Raw genomic sequence first — 17,051 nt, forward strand, 5'->3', positions numbered from 1 at the left:
CCCGAAGTGATGCAACGAAAGGAAGAACCATGAGACCAATCGAGGACTACCTCTCCGCATTGATGACGCCGCTCGCGGCAGGCATTTTCCTTGCCATGCAACCGGCTGTCGTCTTGGCGGAGGCACCACCGATCCCCGAGTCCATTTCAACGCCGAATGTTGTCGATACCAATATCGGCAAGTTCGAGTTCAAGGACGGTGTGCCGAGCAAGTCCACCGCAGAGAGGCTCTACGACAATCTCGACTTCACCTATGCCTACCGCGCCTTCATGGATAACATGCGCGGCGTCAGCATTCATGCGCTGCGCAAGAGCATGATGGACATCGGTATGAAGGAGAACGAGGTTCTCGTCTTCTCCGAATTGATGGACGCCAAGTCGCTCTTCCTGACGGCCAATGCCGACACGATCTACGTCATGGGGTATCTCGACCTCTCCGAGGGACCCGTCGTGCTGGAGGCTCCGCCCAAGTTCCTGGGCGTTGTACAGGATGCCTGGTTCCGCTGGGTCGTCGACCTCGGTGGGCCGGGACCCGACCGCGGAGAAGGCGGTAAGTACCTTATCGTACCTCCGGGCTACGACGGGCCGCTGCCGGAGGGTGGATACTATGTCGCCCGGGCCAGGACCAACACGATACTATGGTTCGGCCGATCGTTCCTCGAGAACCATGACGATCCGAAGCCGGTGGTGGAGACAATCCGCAAGTTCACCAAGGTCTACCCGTATCAGCCCGGCGGAGTCGGTACCCCCATTGCCGAGTTTCTTGCCGGCAAGGCTAAGTTGGGCAAGATCGAACCGCCAGCGCCCACCGTGTTCCACGAAGGCAGCGGCAAGGTGATGAACACAATCCCGCCCAACGACTGGAGCTACTTCGAGATGCTGAATGAGGTGGTTCAGAGGGAGCCGGCCACCTCGCTTGACGCGGAACTGATGGGGCCGCTGGCGGCAATTGGCATCGCCAAGGGGAAGCCCTTTGCGCCGAACGAACGCATGAAGAAGATCATGACCGAGGCGCTGGCGGTCGCCAACGCGAGCTCGCGCAGCCTTTTCATGTCCCCGCGTGATCCGAGCTGGTTCTATTATCCAAATTCGTCCTGGTCCAATTTTCTCTTCCTCACCGGCTACGAGTTCGAAACACCGATCCCGGAGATTACGGCCGACGGCGTCAAACCATTTCCCGCGACCGGCTCTCGGACGATGGACGCGCGGACGAACTTCTTTTATGGCATTACCGGTATCACTCCGGCCATGGCGATGCGGCTGCCAGGCGTCGGCTCGCAATATCTGCTGGCGATGACGGATGCTGACAAAAGCCCTTTCGACGGTGCCAAGACCTACAAGGTGACGTTACCGAAGGGCGTCCCCGAGGCGAATTTCTGGTCGTTTACGGTGTACGACAATATGACTCGCTCAATGCTCGACACGCCACAGCGCTATCCGCGCGCGGGTAGCCAGAGTTATCCTTCACCTGCTGCCGAGGCCGGTGCCGACGGCTCGACCACGGTCTGGTTTGCGCCTAACCAGCCGCAAGGCGTTCCGCGCGGCAACTGGATTCAGACCGACCCGAAGAAGGGCTGGTTCACGATCCTGCGCCTGTACAGCCCGCTCGAGCCTTTCTTCGACAAATCATGGCGACCCAGCGAGATCGGACTGGTGAAGTGAGGAATTCGGAAGGGTTGCTCGGTTCAGCAAGCCGGTCCGAATGCTCTGCTCTCCAGAACGGCTGTCGTAGACGACGAAGAACTGTGGCCTGCTAGGCGCCGCGTCAGAGCAGGTCGGTACTGCATGACGGATGCAGCTATCTGCGGAACTGATTGCGAGCTCTTTGGCCGAAGTGAGTAGGGAAACTGGGTTGAGAGCGGTTCTGGGAAGCGACGCGCTTTGAACGGGCGAACCAAGCGGTGTTGCCTTGATTGCCGATCGTAGCTCCGGCCGGAGGCTGCTAGAAGCGCAGCCTCCTACGCTGCGTTCGATCGCGGATGTCCGGGCGGAAAGTGGAGCGGTGCTGGAGTTCCAGCACTCTCCGATCTCGAGAGAAGAGAAGGCGTCGAGGGAGGCATTTTATCGCCCGATGGCGTGGGCGGCCGATGGCATCAGGTTGATAAAGGGATCTATCCTCCTTCTGCGATGCACTTGCCTACGCCCGCTCTGTCGAAACGGAGCTCAGAGCATGGATCATTCCGCTGGGTATTTCTGGAATCGTCGATCGATTGGCGGGCAGCCGATATCCGATCTTCCTCACTTTGGAGACGTGGAATTTCCGCCACGGTCGCGTCGCGAATCCGGTCTTCTATGGTGGTCGAGGATATCTACTTCAGCTTCTTGCCTCTGCCGTCTCAGTTATTCGCATCTGGAGAATTGCCAGCGCTACCAAGCCTGGGCAGCGCTGGCAACCTTGCAAATCACACCGGCAGGAACTGCAATGACAACAACTTCGTTTTCCGGCTAGTTTCCTCTTCCAACTGGGTCAACGAAGACCCAGTGCCCTCTCCAGTGCGCCGATATCGCCTTGTCTGGCCCCGGCCAGCATTTGCTGGGAGAACATCGGTGCCGGCCTCGGCTCGAACCCGTGGTCTTCCGGTCCGCGCGGCTGGTAAAGGTGGCCGCTGAAACTGTCCAGCCGGATCTCGTAGTCGATCACCTGGCCATCGCGCTGAACGACAGACAGGATTAGATCGACCATGCCCTCGGCGGCATCGGGGTTGCCCGCGAACGACCGGGGACCGAGCTGCTTGAGCCAGGATGGCGCAGGAGAGCCATCAGGTCCGTGGAGACGATAGTTCAGGATATCGCCCGCTCCTCCGTTCTCCGTCTCTTCGAGAACCTGCAGGTAGATCACACCCAGATGCTTCACCGAATCGATCCGGATCCTCTCGTCGCTTCCACCCGGCCTCTCGATCACGATGGAAGACGATCCACCGAGGAAAGGGCCAGAACAAGATGGGGTGGTTGCCGTCCTCCCCTCACGGCATCGCAATATGCCAAGATGATGTGGTTGTAGTCCACAGGACAGAGAAGGCGGCAAAATGAAAGACACGATGATCGGGGTAGATCTGGCAAAGAATGTTTTCGTGCTGCACGCAGCAACGATGGCGGGCGAAGTACGGTATCGAAAGAAACTGTCACGATGACAGTTTCTCCGCTTCCTATCGGAACAGCCGCCAGCGATTGTGATTATGGAAGCCTGCGGTAGCGCCCATTACTGGGCCCGTGAATTGGTCAAAGTGGGGCACGAGGTCAGGCTGATCGCTCCGCAATATGTCCGCCCTTTCGTGAAGAGCCAGAAGAACGACGCGGCCGATGCTGAAGCAATCGTCATCGCGGCCCGTCAGCCCGAGATGCGTTTCGTCCCGTCCAAAACTGCGGATCAGCAAGCTCGGGCGGTTCTGTTCCGGGCGCGCGAGCGGATGGTCCGGCAGCGAACGGAATTGGTGAACGCTTTGCGTGCTGTTCTCTATGAATATGGCCAGGCCATTCCACAGGGCATTGCTCACATCCAGCGCATTGAAGCGATCGTTGAGAGGGCTGAGATCGATCTGCCTGAACTCGTGCGGGAGGAGTGCCGTGATCTTCTGGCTCAGATAGACGAGATGACAGCTCGGATTAAGGAGAAGGCCAAGAAGCTCGTGGACCTGTCTCGGCAGAGCGGAATCGCGCATCGACTTCAAACGATGCCTGGCGTGGGTCCGCTGGTCGCACTGGCGGTAGAAGCCTTCGCGCCAGCGATGGAGAATTTCCGGTGCGGCCGAGATTTCGCAGCCTGGCTTGGTCTCGTTCCTCGACAATTTTCGTCAGGCGGAAAGGAACGGCTCGGCCGGGTATCGAAGGCCGGACAGGCCGACATTCGCAGACTTCTGATCATCGGCGCGATGACCTGCGTAAGTTGGGCGGGTCGCAAACCGCCAGTACATGGATCGTGGCTTTCACGGATGCTTGCAAAGAAGCCGAAGATGTTGGTGGCTATCGCACTGGCGAACAAAATGGCGCGGAATATTTGGGCCATGCTGACGAAGCAGGAAGATTATAGAGACCCGGCTCTGGCAATTATGGCGTGACACGGAACTGCCACGGATAACCAGGACCGGCTAGGAGGTGTGAGAAGTCGATGACCCGAATGGGCGCATGATCGAAACGATCTGGATCGGGAAAACCAGTACTGCTTTTGGAGCCACGAGCTCGGGAACAAGATTTGGGCCGGATCCGCAGATCACCATACCGGCCAGCGGCTTCTGAAAGTGCCGCAAAGAAAGGCCTGACAGAAGACCGCACTCGATCACACCTGCCGGCGCCGTTTTTGGCCAGGCCGATCATCATCAAGCCGACCGCGCTGGGCGAGGACGGCCAGAAGGCCTTCGCCTCGATGACCCCGCTCCAGCGCATGGCCGATCCCGCGGAAATCGGAGCGGTGGCTGCCTTTCTAGCCTCGCCGGACAGCAGCTTCATGACCGCCAGCGAAGTCGCCGTCGACGGCGGCCTTGCCAACTTTGAAGCGCCCATATTCTTAGCCGCCACCGTCTTGCTCGCCGGTTTTACCCGTTCAAGCGGCAAGTTCGGCCGCTCGGTGTAACATTGTTGTCTCTTACCAACGAGAAGGAGGCCGACGGCGAAGAACGCCGCAGCTTGGCCAGGGTCTGTGATCAAAGGAACCTGAAGTGGATGCAAGTTCGCGGAAAGGCCGTGGCCGCAAGATAAGCCGTCAACTACGGTCGAGCACATCCCTCACCCGCACGGCAAGGTCCTCGAAGGAGAACGGCTTGGGTAGCAAATGCACGCCCTTGTCGAGGCGACCATGATGAACGATGGCGTTGCGGGAATAGCCCGTGGTGAACAATGCTTTTAGCGCCGGGTCTGTCTCTCGCGCTTTGGCAACCACGTCGGCACCGCTCATGCCGCCCGGCAACACGACATCCGAAAAGATCAGATCGACTTTGCCGTGGCTGGACAGAGCCTGCAGAGCCGCTGGGCCGTCCTTGGCTTCGAGTACATGGTAGCCGAGTTCGCGCAGCGATTCGACCGAATAGGCACGGACGTCCGGATCGTCCTCGACGACAAGAATGACCTCGCCGGGCGCAGCCTCGGGTATAGCAGGTGCCTCTGCCACGTCTTCATCGGCCCCATCTGCGTAGAGCCGCGGCAGATAGATCTTGACCGTCGTTCCCTCCCCAACTTCCGAGTAGATCTTCACGTGGCCCTTGGATTGCTTGACGAACCCATACACCTGGCTGAGGCCAAGCCCGGTGCCCTTGCCCTGATCTTTAGTCGTGAAGAACGGCTCGAACACATGCGATAGCGTTTCCGTGTCCATCCCCATCCCAGTGTCGGAAACGCTAATGGCTGTATACTGTCCGGGGATCACTTCTGCGTGCGCTGAAGCATAGGCTTCGTCCAGATGAGCGTTGAATGTCTCGATGGTCAGCTTACCGCCTTCAGGCATCGCGTCGCGCGCATTGATTGCGAGATTAAGAAGCGCGCTTTCCAGTTCGTTGGGATCGGCTTCCGCCTTCCAGAGGCCGGCGGCGAGTACAACTTCAATGTTGTAGATCTCGCCGAGCGTCCGGTGCAGGAGCTCAGACATGCCGCGGATCAGGCTGTTGGCATCGATCGGCTTGGGGTCGAGCGGCTGCCGCCGGGCAAAGGCGAGAAGCCGTTGCGTCAGGGCCGCTGCCCGCCTCGCGCCGTTCATCGCCTGCGAGGCTGCCCTTCGCAACCGCCCCGCTTCCGGCGGCAGGTTCCGCGTGAGCGTGTCGAGATTGCCGACAATGATCTGCAGTAGATTGTTGAAATCGTGGGCGACTCCCCCCGTCAACTGCCCGACCGCCTCCATTTTCTGCGCTTGCCGCAGCGCCTCTGCGTTCTGGGTCAGCTCCTCCGTCTTCTGCTTGACGAGATGCTCCAGATTGGCGTTCAGTTCCTTGAGTGCTTCTTCAGCGCGGCGTCTTTCCTGCAGCTCACGTTGTGCGGCATCGTACAGCCGGGCGTTGTCGATGGCGACCGCAGCTTCGCCGGCGAGGCCAGCGAGACCGCTTTCTGACGCCTCGTCGAACACGCCGATGTCAGCATGCCCGAAGAACAGTCCACCAATTACCTCGCCCATTCGCGAGATGACTGGCACGGCCAGATAGCTCCGTACGGGAAGATGACCTTCCGGCATCCCTTTGCGCGGCTCATTCCTGCCGTACCGGCTGTCCTGGGTGATATCGGCGGAACGCACAATCCCCTCTCCGAGAAAGGTCGGTGCAAAGACAGCCGTATTGCGTGGCATGGGAAACTTCGAGAATGCCTCGCGAGGTACACCGGATAGCGTGTAGAGCATGTAGCTCTCGCCCGATGGATTGATGACGTTGTGGAAGAATGCGCCGAACTGCGCTCCGGTAAGCTCGACACCGGCATCCGTTACCAGTTGGACAACCTTCTCCAGGTCATTCTCGCGCGCGAGGTCTGCTCCGGCTCGATTGAGGATCTCGAGTGCGCGGGTACGCTCTCGCAGCGCGATCTCCGTCTCGCGCTGCTCGGTGCGATCGCGCAGCACTTTCACGAAACCGACAAGCTTTCTCTCATCATCCATTATCGGCGTTGTCTCACCGACGGCCCAGATGCGGCCACCGCCCCTCTGCAGCCGCCATCCTTCGCCGCTTCCCTTTCCCCTGGTCCTGGCGTCGGTCAGTTCCGCCTCGAGCAGCGCGGCGGCTCCTCCTTCCGGCGGAAAGATCGCCACCAGAGTTTTGCCCAGCATTTCGTCCTGCGACCAGCCGAGGAGAGCTTCAGCGCCCTTGCTCCAGCCGGTGATTATGCCATCGACGTCGAGCATGATGATCCCGGTATCGACTGCGCTGTCGAGGACCTGCTGGAGGCGTTCGGCGGGGAAATGGGAAGCAGTGTTCATTCTATGACCTGCTCGCTGAGGCGCAGATGGCGTAGCGCTATACAACTACGGTTGGTTTGCATTGCAGGGATATGCCGAGAAATCAAACAATCGGCAAGCGACGAAAGTTGGCGCGTGATAGCTGTCCTCGCCGTCCACATAGGCCTGCGAATGGCTAGCGAAAGAATGCACGGTCCATCTTGGATGCTCGCCGCTCCCGCTGTTGTCTGTCGCACCCTCAATTTCCATCTCCTCCGGCCATGGTTCGCCGGATTGCCTCTTCGAGCTCCGCCAGTTGATACGGCTTGCGCAGGATGTTGATCCCCTGTGCCTCCGCGTCCTGTTTTGCCGACTCCGAATAACCGCTGGTGAGCAGGATGGGTAGATCGCTCCGTCGGAACCGGACCTCCTTCGCGAGCTCTACGCCGTTCATCCCGCCTGGCATCATGATGTCCGAGAACACAAGGTCGACGCTGCGGCCGTTTGCCAAGGCGCCAAGGGCAGCTGAAGCAGTCGCCGCACGCACCACCTCGAATCCGAGCTCGTCGAGCATTTCGGCAACGAGCGCCGCGACTTCGTCGTCATCTTCGACCAGCAGGATGTTGCCGGCAGGTTCTGCTCGCCGCCTCGCGACATGCAGATCGACAAGGTGATGCTCATCCGATGCAGGACGGTCCAGAGAACGCGGCAGCAGTAGCGAGATCGTGGTGCCTTTGCCCACTTCACTTTCTATCTCGACCGTTCCGCCGGATTGCTGGGCAAAGCCGTGAACCTGTGCGAGACCAAGTCCCGACCCCTTGCCGATGTCTTTCGTCGTGAAGAAGGGCTCGAATACCCTCGCCTTCACCTCAGGCGTCATTCCGCAGCCATCGTCAGCGACGACGAGGCGAACAAAGTCGCCGTGACCGTCAGCTCCAGACTGTGCCGCCTCATTCTTAGCGGTAATCTTAATCGTGCCCCCCTTCGGCATCGCGTCCCTCGCATTGACTGCAAGGTTCAAAACCACGAGTTCGAGTTCGCTGGCATCGACTTCGACCGGCCACAGGTCTGGTGAGAGATCAATAAGGACGTGGACGTCGCCCCTCAAGCTACGGTCGAGCAACTCGCGCATGCCGCCGATCTGGCGCGCCAGGTCGATGGTTTGCGGTTTGAGCTCCTGACGCCGTGAGAAGGCCAGCAGTTGCCGGGTCAGGCCGGATCCCCGCTCGGCAGCTTGCCGCATACCGTCCCTTAGTCGCTTGCGCCTTGCCGGGTCGGCCTGGCGGTCAAGCATCTCCAGGCCGCCGGAAATGACCATGAGAAGGTTGTTGAAGTCATGCGCGACGCCACCCGTCAACTGACCAATGGCTTCGATCTTCTGAGCCTGACGAAGTTTCTCCTCGACCTCCGCCCGGACGCGTATCTGTTCCCGCAGCGCCGTGTTAGCCGCTTCGAGTGCCTCGGTTCGGGCCACCACGAGTTGCTCGAGCTGCTGTGCCGAACGCTCGCGCTCCTCGAGCAGCGCGCGCAGCTGCAACTGCCGCGTCCTTGCGCGAAGTGCTGATTGCAAGCTGCTGACGAGCGTGAGCGCCTGGACCGGCCGCTCCAGAAGCGCCACATTGCGCAGCTTGGCGATCACGTTCTGCCGCCACCCTTCGATGCCCATCTGCTCCTGTCGGCTGGTGAGCAAAATAAAAGGAAGGTCCGACCACGGTGGCTGATCGGCGACCCATTTGTATAACGAGCTGGCATTTCTGGAAAACAGCGCTTCCTCGGCAAGAAACGCGGCTGATGCGCCGGCTTCAAGTTCTATGACAAACGCGGAAAGATCATGGCATGCTTTGGCAGCGATCCCGTTGCGCATGAGCAGCTCGACGGACGCGGCCGCATCCCTGCCCACCGGAGCAAAGACGAGAACGGGGTCGAATTCACTTGGGGCCATCATGTCCGTCAACTGAATTTACTGCTGGAGCTGCGGTAAAATGGGGCGATCCCGCCAGCACGCCAATGAAGCCGGCCGTTGGTGGCCCTAGCCGAACTCCTTTATCCGACAGGCTGAATTCGCGAACGCTATGCTCGTGCTTGCCGCTTCGCTTTTTGACGACCGAGATCGCGCGGCGTACCGTGCCGTGCACCTCGAAGTAACGTAGCATCACAACGGCATCGCTGAGGTAGCTCAGGTCGAGCGGCGCTTCGAGAGGACCGACGAGCCCATGCTGAGCGAGAACGAGAATAGTTATCACGCCGCGCTGGCCGAGGTAGGTCAGCAGTTCGTGCATCTGCAGGATCAGGAAACGCTCATCCGGCATCGCATTCATATACCCGTTCAAGCTGTCGATGACGATGACGCGGGCACCGTCGATCTCGACGCTTCTCTGGACGTTGGCGGTGAACTCTCCTGGCGACATTTCCGCCGGATCGATCTGCTGCAAGCGGATCATCCCGCTTTGCAAATGTTTCTGTAAATCGAAGCCGAGAGTCCTGGCTCGCGCCTGCAGGGTCCCTCGTCCTTCGTCGAAAGCGTAAATGACGGCGTGCTCGCCCCGGTCGGCAGCTGCCAACGCATAGGTCAGCGCGAGCGACGACTTGCCTACGCCGGCCGCACCGAGAAACAAAGCGTTTGTCCCCCGTTCGAGCCCTCCACCCAGCATCTGATCGAGTTCTGCGATGCCGCTCGAGGTAAACTCCTCCTCAAACGCAAGATGGTGATCTGCTGCGATCAGCCGGGGGAAGACGTGGAGCCCGCCTTTCTCGATGATGAAATCATGGTAGCCACCGCGAAACTTGATTCCGCGCATTTTTACCACCCGCAGGCGCCGCCGCTCAGCGCCATAGTCGATCGCGGTTTGCTCCAGCATGACAACACCATGCGCAATGGAATGAAGCTGCAGGTCGTTTTGCTGAGATGACAAATCATCAAGAAGAATGACCGTACACTGCCGGCTGGTAAAATAGTGCTTCAGCGCAAGCACTTGTCGCCGATATCGTAGGGGACTGTGGGCCAGCAGACGTAACTCGGAGAGGCTGTCGATCACGACCCGCTTTGGGTTGAGCTCGGAGACCCGGTCGAGGATGAGCTTCGTCGTCTCGTTCAGTTCCATCTCCGCCGGATGAAACACCGTCAGCTCGCGATCCGGATCGAGCGTGGTCTCCGGGGGAACAAGCTCGAAGAGGCTGACGCCGTCGAGCGACCAGCCGTGGCGTTTGGCGACGAGCTGCAGTTCGCGCTCGGTCTCCGAAAGCGTGATGTAAAGCACTCGCTCACCTTGCCGGACGCCTTCGAGGAGGAATTGCAAGGCTATCGTGGTCTTGCCTGTGCCGGGGCGGCCCTCGTAGAGGTACAAGCGGTTTTCGTCCACGCCACCCTCAAGGATGACATCAAGGCCCGCGACCCCGGTGGAAATGCGCGGCGTGTCGATCGTCTCTACTTCATCTGATGTTTCAGACATGTTCTACCTGTGCAGCGCGAGTGAGAGGTGAGAAGCATATAGATCGCCGTCGTTGGGCCTCAAGTGGCGGAATATCGAGCTTTGGCTAACCGGTGGACCCAAGGCAGAGAATCGGAACGTCTCGTCGCAGCTCCCCTCGCTCTCGCGTTCCCAGCGGCTCGCCGCTCAACGAGTGACCATGGGGCGGTCTGATTCAACGCGGCGGGAGCGGCGGGACTTCCACTGCGACATCGAGCGATGCGCTCGCGCGTTCAGACTGCAAAATGGTGTCCAGGCATTTCAGGTCGTCAGTATCGCACTGGTCAAGGACCAAAAAACCCTTTTGCTAAGCCTCCTCGCCTTGAACTGATCCGAACCTGCGGCCCGCCGGGAGAGTTGACATCAAAGCGCGCTGCAGCTTTTCGAGGACATCTCGCTGCTCGGCCGACTCCGCAAGCCGCGTCCTGTTGACCGACTAGACACTCTCTTATATATGGCCGGAGGCAAGGACGGGAAGCATGGCCAAACCAAAAAGCGACGAGAGACGGAGCGCCATCACGTCAGCGGCGATCCGTGTCATCGCCTCCCAGGGACTGGGGGCGGCCACAGCGACGATCGCCAAGGAGGCAGAAGTCTCCAACGGCTCCTTGTTCACCTATTTCGAGACGAAGGCCGACCTGTTTAATCAGATCTACATCGAGCTAAAAACAGAGATGGCTTCGGCCGCCCTGGATGGGCTCCCTGCGGAGCGCGACATCCGTGACCAGTTGCTCCACACATGGACAAACTGGCTGCGCTGGGCGACGTCTCACCCGGAAAAGCGCCGGACACTGGCGCATCTCGACGTATGCGATGAAATCACTTTGGAGAGCCATCAGATCGCAAGTCGGACGGGCGCTAGTATAGCCGTGCTTCTTGAGCGCAGCCGGGCGAACGGGCCAATGCGCGATGCGCCGCTCGGATTCGTCGCCGCCCTGATGGGCGCTATCGCAGAAGCGACAATCGACTTTATCGTCCGTGATCCGAGCAATGCCCCCAAACATAGCAAGGCTGGGTTCGAGGCGCTCTGGCGGATCGTCGCCTAAATTTTTTGATCAACAGACGACTGACTAGACAGACATTTATGGAGACCAACTTTGCTGAACTCGAATTTGAAAAACGCATTGGGCCGCAGGGCCTACATCGTTACCGGCCCGACCTCCGGCATCGGTCGCCTCACGGCGCTCAAACTAGCGGATCATGGCACGGTCATTCTGGTCGGCCGGGACTGCAAGAAGCTCGACGAGGTGCAAAAAGCCATCGAGCGGAAGAGGCAGCACGCGGTCTCCATTGTCTGCGACCTGTCGGATATCTTCAGCGTGCGACGCGCGGCTGCTGAGATCATCGCGCTCGATCTTCCAATTGCCGGGCTGCTCAATAACGCTGGCATCATGCCGGTTCGCGCGACGAAGAACGCGCTCGGCTGGGACATGACATTCGCGACGAACCACCTCGGTCCATTTGCGCTCACCGAAGCACTCGTGCCGCACCTTCCCGATGGCGCTAAAGTTGTTTTCGTCGCTTCCGGCGTAGAAGATCCCGAACGGAAGCCGGCCGTGTCCGCCGGTTTTCGCGGGGGTCGGTATATTTCGGCGGAAGCGAGCGCGCGCGGCGAGTGGAAAGCTGGGGGTTCCCCCAATCCGGGCTTCGACGCCTGTGCGACATCCAAGCAGTGCACACTTGCCACGGTCATGGTATTCACCCGCGAGACGCCACGGTTGCACTTCAACGCGGTCGAGCCCGGCTTCAATCCGACCACCGGACTGGGGCGCGACGCCAGTGCCGCGGTGCGCTTTCTCGTGGCATGTTTCGCTCCGCTGGTCGTACCGCTGCTCATACCGTTCATGCCCTTCTTGAGCACTCCGAACCGGGCTGCGCGGATGATCGCCAAAGTCCTGCTCGATACGTCCGACGGAACCGGCCTTTATTACGACCAGAGCGGCAATCCTATGCTCGGCTCCGCGCTCGTGCGCGATCCAAAGTTCCAGGATCGCGTCGTAGCCGAAACGCGCGCCTTCCTGGCGGCAGTTCCAGCTTAACAGGCGCCAGCGCCCACCGCGTTTGCCGGCAGTCGCTCGGAGGAAAGGTAGCAAAAGAAAGCTAGTCTCTGGGGTCTTGAGGCTTTGAAAGTCTGGTCAGATGTCGAACCCCTTTTAATTCGTGATCGGCCGACCAAGCATAGCGTTCAACTCGCTCTTTGCTGCATCCGACAGGTACGGCCTAAATAGGCTCGCGACCTGTCCTAGTCCCCAGCCGAGATGCTCCTCTCCCAGTTCCTCGATACCCTCCTGCAGGCTGAGATACACGGCCCAATAGGTCGATACGATCCAGACATTGGCAAGCAGCTGCGGTGCGTCGTCATCCGGTACGTCGATCAGCCGCGCATCGCGCATCTGACGAAGCGTCCCGTCCACGACGATCCGCATCCCAGTGCTGAGGGCGCGCGCCGGCTCGCGCAAGCTGGGTACCATAGCGATGATGCCGGGCAGATCCCGAAAAATGTAGCGATGCTCCCAGACAATCGAGAACCAGCGCCGCATGAAACCTGAGAAGATGCCGGGGTCCGTCGCAGTGTTCGAACCGGCGTCTTTCATGAAGGCAGTTGCGTCCGTCTCCAGCCTTTTGAACAGCGCTTGGAGAAGTGCTTCCTTCGTTTTGAAGTGGTAATAGAGGTTGCCCTCGTTGATGCCGACCGTCCGAGCTATTTCGGCGGTCGTAACACGGTCGGGTCCCTTTTCATTGAACAAGACCAGGACGGCATTGAGGATCCTGTCGCGGGTACTGACACGGCCGGCCTTTTTAGCATGGTTTGTCGCCGCGTTCTTCATTTTGCCCCTTGAATGACTAAGGTGCACACCTCAAATTCCCTAAGGTGAACACCTTACACATAGAACGCGCGCATTTGGTAAGCAAGGATGTACGAGATGGATAGCACGGTTCAAAACAGCGGTACGCTGAAGACCACGTTTCCCCTGACGCCTCAGTCGACACTCGGGGCGCTGTTGGCAATCGTTCGCAATCCGCTTGACGCGCTTCCTCCATCGATCTTTACGGAACCACTGGTCTTCTCGAAGACTGCCGGCGAACTGAAGGCTTATCTGGCCGACCCCGTGCTGATCCACGAAGCGCTGGTTAAAAATGCCGACGTATTGGGCAAGGGCGATCAGGTCAGAAGAGCACTGGGACCGGCCCTTGGCCAGGGACTGCTGACGGCTGATGGAGCGCACTGGAAATGGCAACGGCAGTCCGTCGCCGGCGCGTTTCGACACGACAAGCTGCTCGAACTGCAGCCGACGATGATCGAAGCGGCCTCGCGTACGCGCGACCGGTGGATCGAGACGGGTCAAGGGGCGATTGATATCAGCCACGAGATGATGCGCACCACATTCGACATCATCGTGGAGACGATGATGTCCGGCGGCCGTGGCATCGACGTCGAGCGGGTCGAATCAGGCATTTCCGACTTCCTCAAGCCGACCGGCTGGACGTTTGCCCTTGGGCTTTTGCACGCGCCCGAATGGATCCCTTATCCCGGTCGCGGCAAGGCGGAAGCGGCCGTCGATTTTCTGCGATCCAGCCTCCTGAGCGTGATCGAGGCGAGGCGCCAGCATCCGGATGACCGCCACGATCTCGTGAACATGTTGCTGTCGGCTTGCGACCCGGAGACCGGCCGCAGGATGACCGATGTGGAGATCGTCGACAACCTCATGACCTTCATCACGGCCGGTCATGAGACGACGGCGCTCGGACTGGCGTGGACATTCGACCTGCTGGCCCGACATCCGGAGATCGAGAAAAAGGTCCTCCAGGAAATCGATGCGGTGACGCAGGGTCAGCCGTTAAATGCGGAGCATGTTTCGCAACTGGTATATACGCGGCAGGTTTTCTCGGAAGCTATGCGCCTCTATCCGCCGGCGCCGATTATCACCCGCACGGCCTTGCAGGATTTCCAGCTTGGCGAATATCTTATCCCGTCGGGAACCGTGCTGATTGTACCCATCTATGCGGTGCATCACCACGGTTCTCTCTGGTCGGATCCTGAGGTATTCGACCCGGATCGCTTTAGCCCGGAGGTGGCCAAGGCACGGCATCGATACGCCTATATGCCATTCGGCGCCGGTCCGCGCGTCTGCATCGGCAATGCCTTCGCGGTCATGGAGGCTGTAGCCATTCTCGCGGTGCTTCTGCAAAAAGTCAGGCTTGCCGCCATAGGGTCCGCACCGCCGAAGCCCATCATGAAAGTGACGTTGCGGCCCGACCGGGCGCAGCGCATGAACCTTGTGTTGCGCTAGCCTGCCGGCGCTCGGTAGATATGAGAGCCGATTCAATGGAACTTCGTGAATGTTCACGCTCAAAACGCTGAATTCCGTGGTCTATGCAGGGCTGGCATCCGTTCTCGCCGGATGCGTCAGCTCGCACCCGACCGTCGCCGTGAAGGGACAATGTAACGACAGCGCCGCCCGAAGCCTCGTCGGTGGCAGAAAGCCTACCGGCGCGGAAGCGATGCAACTGACGAATGCCAAAACCCTTCGCGAGATCGAACCTGGCCAGATGGTGACCCACGACTACCGGGGCGATCGCGTGACGATCGAGACCGATCCCGGTTCGGCACGCGTTGTCAGTGCCAGGTGTGGTTGAGACTCGAGCATTCTTTTCCTCTGCCCGTCGGCCGCCGAAACAGACAAAAAAGGGCCGGAGACAGTGTCTCACGGCCCAGTTTTTTCTTCGACAGCGGAGGGAGGAGAACCACGCCGAGAAGGAGAGAGTGACAGATCATGGTTAATGAACGGTAACCGTCCAACCGGCCAATCGGTCCGGCGGCATTCCACCGGAGGCGGCTTTGCGGTCTGGCTATCGCTTGAGGAGTGAAACCTGCCTCTCGAAGTCGCCCAGATCGAAATAGTCGCGCCAGACCGTGATCACCCCGTCCTCTACGGTTAGCGTACCCATGACCGGCAACGTGATCGTCCCGCCGCTTTCATGGGTGAACACATCAATGCGCTCGTTGAGGACGACGTTTCCCGACGCCGCGATGTTCGTCACTGTCCACTCTACCCTGAACGCCGTTCCCACGCCGAAGTCCTCGTGAAACTTCCGGACGTTGTCTCTTCCAACGATGTTGGGCAGGGGCACGTTGTCGTAGAGAACGTCATCCGACAGCATCGCAAGGGCGTCTTCTATGCGATTGGCGGTCCAGTGGCCGAAGAAGATGGTGGCAATGTCGATCGGAGTTTTGGACATGGGCTGCTCTCCTGAAAGGGGTTTAGGCGAACTTGACAAAATTGTTTGCCGGCAATGGTCCGCCGGGGAACTGCGTGAGCCGACCACCACTCGAGATGGGTCCAAGATCGACGCCGGCAAAGCCGAGCTTTGCGATCAGATCCGCCACCACCGCCTTCGCGCCATCGTCGTCGCCTGAGTAGAAGAGGACACGGCTCCCGCCTTCGGCATGCGGGTCTTTAGTCAGAAGGGCAGCAAGAAGATGGTTGAATGCCTTCACCACCCTCGCCCCCGGCACAAGGCCGGCAACGATCTCGGTCGAAAGCCGTCCATTCAGCTCCGCGGGCTTGAAGAGCGGTGCCTCGATCGGGTTGTTCGCGTCGATAACGATACGACCATTCCAGTTCGGCAGCCCGGCAAGGGCTGAAGAGAGCTTAGACCAGGGAACGGCGATTAGGACGATGTCGGCTTCTGCCGCAGCCTCGATGGTACCCGCTGTGATGTGAGGGGCAAGCTCCTGTGCCAAGTCCCCGAGCGTCTCCGGCCCCCGGCTGTTGGCGATGGTTGCCGCAATCCCGTTTCGTGCGAGGATCCTTGCAAATGCAGCGCCGATGTTCCCAGCGCCAATGATGCCAATGGTCGTCATGTCTTTCTCCTGTTGGATTGATTGCGGGTTAAGCGGACTGGCCGCCATCGACGTTGAGGGTGGCGCCGGTGATGTATCCGGCGTCCGGTCCCACGAGGAATGCGACAGCCGCGGCAATATCTTCCGGTTGTCCGTATCGACCGAGCGCCGCCAGCTTGATCAGGCTTTCCGCGAACGGGCCGTCCTGCGGATTCATGTCGGTGTTGATTGCGCCCGGCTGGATGATGTTGACTGTGATGTTGCGCGGCCCGAGGTCGCGGGACCATCCGCGGGTATAGGCAGCGACCGCGGCCTTGGTGGCAACGTAGTCCGCAGCGCCCGCGAATGGAATGTGGACGGCGCCTGTGGTGCCGATCGAGACAATCCGGCCACCATCAGTCATCAGGGGTACCGCAGCCCGGACAGCCGCAACAACACCTTTCAGATTGACGTCGATCTGACGATCGAAAGCGGCAACATCCGCCTGCGCGTCATCGACCATGCCAGTGACAAAAACACCGGCAGAGTTGACCAGTATGTCGAGCCTGCCAAAAGCTTCATGAGCCGCACGCACCAGTGCCGCGACCTCGGCCTGAATGGCTTGGTCTGCCTTGACAGCGAGCGCGCGACGGCCGGTGTTTTCGATCTCCTTGACGAGCTCATCGGCAATTTTGGCTGAAGCGGCATAGCTGAATACGACGTCGGCGCCGTCACGGGCAAGGCGCCGGACAATGGCGGCGCCGATGCCGCGTGACCCGCCAGTCACAAGAGCGACTTTACCGGCGAGTGGTTGATGTATCTGGGTCATGGCCTTCAAATCCTGTTTCTTCGATGACGTGAAAATGGCCCCACAATTTTGTTTTGATTAGCCGCCAATAGGCGCTATCCGTTTCAAGTGA

The 17,051-nt window shown here is 59.7% G+C and carries 13 protein-coding genes and 2 pseudogenes; 7 read left to right on the top strand and 8 right to left on the bottom strand.

Annotated elements, in window-relative coordinates:
• Positions 1-29 precede the first annotated feature (29 nt).
• Entirely contained in the window at positions 30-1,661 is a 1,632-nt protein-coding gene (locus FHX06_RS27905) for a DUF1254 domain-containing protein (RefSeq protein WP_183881606.1), read from the top strand.
• An 805-nt stretch (positions 1,662-2,466) separates the two neighbouring features.
• Here FHX06_RS27905 and FHX06_RS27910 read toward each other — a convergent pair.
• The gene (locus FHX06_RS27910; protein WP_183881608.1) at positions 2,467-2,853 is read right to left on the bottom strand and encodes a hypothetical protein; all 387 of its coding nucleotides are present in this window, start codon (positions 2,851-2,853) and stop codon (positions 2,467-2,469) included.
• Positions 2,854-3,025: 172 nt separating this feature from the next.
• Here FHX06_RS27910 and FHX06_RS27915 point away from each other — a divergent pair.
• Together FHX06_RS27915 and FHX06_RS27920 are read left to right on the top strand one after the other, a co-directional pair.
• Positions 3,026-4,054 (top strand): annotated as a pseudogene (locus tag FHX06_RS27915) (IS110 family transposase).
• 269 nt (positions 4,055-4,323) lie between these two features.
• Positions 4,324-4,479 (top strand): annotated as a pseudogene (locus FHX06_RS27920) (SDR family oxidoreductase); the annotation flags it as partial.
• A 216-nt stretch (positions 4,480-4,695) separates the two neighbouring features.
• On the opposite strand, the gene FHX06_RS27930 reads toward FHX06_RS27920, so the two are convergent.
• The 3 genes from FHX06_RS27930 to FHX06_RS27940 all read right to left on the bottom strand — a co-directional run bounded on the left by FHX06_RS27930 (position 4,696) and on the right by FHX06_RS27940 (position 10,289).
• Positions 4,696-6,882: an ATP-binding protein gene (locus FHX06_RS27930; protein ID WP_183881611.1), complete on the bottom strand. Its 2,187-nt coding sequence runs from the start codon at positions 6,880-6,882 to the stop codon at positions 4,696-4,698.
• 217 nt (positions 6,883-7,099) lie between these two features.
• Positions 7,100-8,785: an ATP-binding protein gene (locus tag FHX06_RS27935; RefSeq protein WP_246715670.1), complete on the bottom strand. Its 1,686-nt coding sequence runs from the start codon at positions 8,783-8,785 to the stop codon at positions 7,100-7,102.
• Positions 8,769-10,289: an ATPase domain-containing protein gene (locus FHX06_RS27940; RefSeq protein WP_183881612.1), complete on the bottom strand. Its 1,521-nt coding sequence runs from the start codon at positions 10,287-10,289 to the stop codon at positions 8,769-8,771. The genes FHX06_RS27935 and FHX06_RS27940 overlap by 17 nt, the downstream gene beginning before the upstream one ends.
• A 497-nt stretch (positions 10,290-10,786) precedes the next feature.
• Between FHX06_RS27940 and FHX06_RS27945 the strand changes: the two genes are divergently transcribed.
• Positions 10,787-11,353, top strand: coding sequence for a TetR/AcrR family transcriptional regulator (locus FHX06_RS27945; protein ID WP_183881614.1), 567 nt, complete (start codon positions 10,787-10,789; stop codon positions 11,351-11,353).
• A 51-nt stretch (positions 11,354-11,404) separates the two neighbouring features.
• Positions 11,405-12,346, top strand: coding sequence for an SDR family NAD(P)-dependent oxidoreductase (locus tag FHX06_RS27950; RefSeq protein ID WP_246715658.1), 942 nt, complete (start codon positions 11,405-11,407; stop codon positions 12,344-12,346).
• Between the two features lie 114 nt (positions 12,347-12,460).
• Here FHX06_RS27950 and FHX06_RS27955 read toward each other — a convergent pair whose 3' ends face one another.
• Entirely contained in the window at positions 12,461-13,135 is a 675-nt protein-coding gene (locus tag FHX06_RS27955; RefSeq protein ID WP_183881616.1) for a TetR/AcrR family transcriptional regulator, read from the bottom strand.
• 96 nt (positions 13,136-13,231) lie between these two features.
• Between FHX06_RS27955 and FHX06_RS27960 the strand changes: the two genes are divergently transcribed.
• Both FHX06_RS27960 and FHX06_RS27965 read left to right on the top strand, forming a co-directional pair.
• Positions 13,232-14,599 carry a cytochrome P450 gene (locus tag FHX06_RS27960; protein ID WP_183881618.1) on the top strand — a complete coding sequence of 456 codons (1,368 nt, stop codon included), beginning with the start codon at positions 13,232-13,234 and terminating at the stop codon, positions 14,597-14,599.
• A gap of 49 nt (positions 14,600-14,648) precedes the next feature.
• Entirely contained in the window at positions 14,649-14,945 is a 297-nt protein-coding gene (locus FHX06_RS27965) for an I78 family peptidase inhibitor (RefSeq protein WP_183881620.1), read from the top strand.
• 213 nt (positions 14,946-15,158) lie between these two features.
• Here the strand turns inward: FHX06_RS27965 and FHX06_RS27970 are convergent, their stop codons facing one another.
• From FHX06_RS27970 to FHX06_RS27980, 3 genes are read right to left on the bottom strand one after another with little or no spacing between them, the layout of a single operon-like run.
• Positions 15,159-15,548, bottom strand: coding sequence for a limonene-1,2-epoxide hydrolase family protein (locus tag FHX06_RS27970; protein ID WP_183881622.1), 390 nt, complete (start codon positions 15,546-15,548; stop codon positions 15,159-15,161).
• Positions 15,549-15,570: 22 nt separating this feature from the next.
• Positions 15,571-16,173, bottom strand: a complete 603-nt coding sequence (locus tag FHX06_RS27975; protein ID WP_183881624.1) for an NADPH-dependent F420 reductase — start codon at positions 16,171-16,173, stop codon at positions 15,571-15,573.
• A 28-nt stretch (positions 16,174-16,201) separates the two neighbouring features.
• A complete protein-coding gene (locus tag FHX06_RS27980; protein WP_183881626.1) occupies positions 16,202-16,960 on the bottom strand; it encodes an SDR family oxidoreductase in 759 nt (252 codons plus the stop codon).
• Positions 16,961-17,051: the final 91 nt, after the last annotated feature.

It is taken from the genome of Rhizobium sp. BK512, assembly GCF_014194915.1.
In the GTDB taxonomy this organism is placed as follows: Bacteria; Pseudomonadota; Alphaproteobacteria; order Rhizobiales; family Rhizobiaceae; genus Rhizobium.

Coding starts and splice junctions, on each gene's coding strand:
- FHX06_RS27980 (WP_183881626.1), bottom strand. CDS start 16,960: ATGACCCAGATACATCAACCACTCGCCGGTAAAGTCGCTCTTGTGACT.
- FHX06_RS27960 (WP_183881618.1), top strand. CDS start 13,232: ATGGATAGCACGGTTCAAAACAGCGGTACGCTGAAGACCACGTTTCCC.
- FHX06_RS27975 (WP_183881624.1), bottom strand. CDS start 16,173: ATGACGACCATTGGCATCATTGGCGCTGGGAACATCGGCGCTGCATTT.
- FHX06_RS27945 (WP_183881614.1), top strand. CDS start 10,787: ATGGCCAAACCAAAAAGCGACGAGAGACGGAGCGCCATCACGTCAGCG.
- FHX06_RS27935 (WP_246715670.1), bottom strand. CDS start 8,785: ATGATGGCCCCAAGTGAATTCGACCCCGTTCTCGTCTTTGCTCCGGTG.
- FHX06_RS27930 (WP_183881611.1), bottom strand. CDS start 6,882: ATGAACACTGCTTCCCATTTCCCCGCCGAACGCCTCCAGCAGGTCCTC.
- FHX06_RS27965 (WP_183881620.1), top strand. CDS start 14,649: ATGTTCACGCTCAAAACGCTGAATTCCGTGGTCTATGCAGGGCTGGCA.
- FHX06_RS27940 (WP_183881612.1), bottom strand. CDS start 10,289: ATGTCTGAAACATCAGATGAAGTAGAGACGATCGACACGCCGCGCATT.
- FHX06_RS27905 (WP_183881606.1), top strand. CDS start 30: ATGAGACCAATCGAGGACTACCTCTCCGCATTGATGACGCCGCTCGCG.
- FHX06_RS27970 (WP_183881622.1), bottom strand. CDS start 15,548: ATGTCCAAAACTCCGATCGACATTGCCACCATCTTCTTCGGCCACTGG.
- FHX06_RS27955 (WP_183881616.1), bottom strand. CDS start 13,135: ATGAAGAACGCGGCGACAAACCATGCTAAAAAGGCCGGCCGTGTCAGT.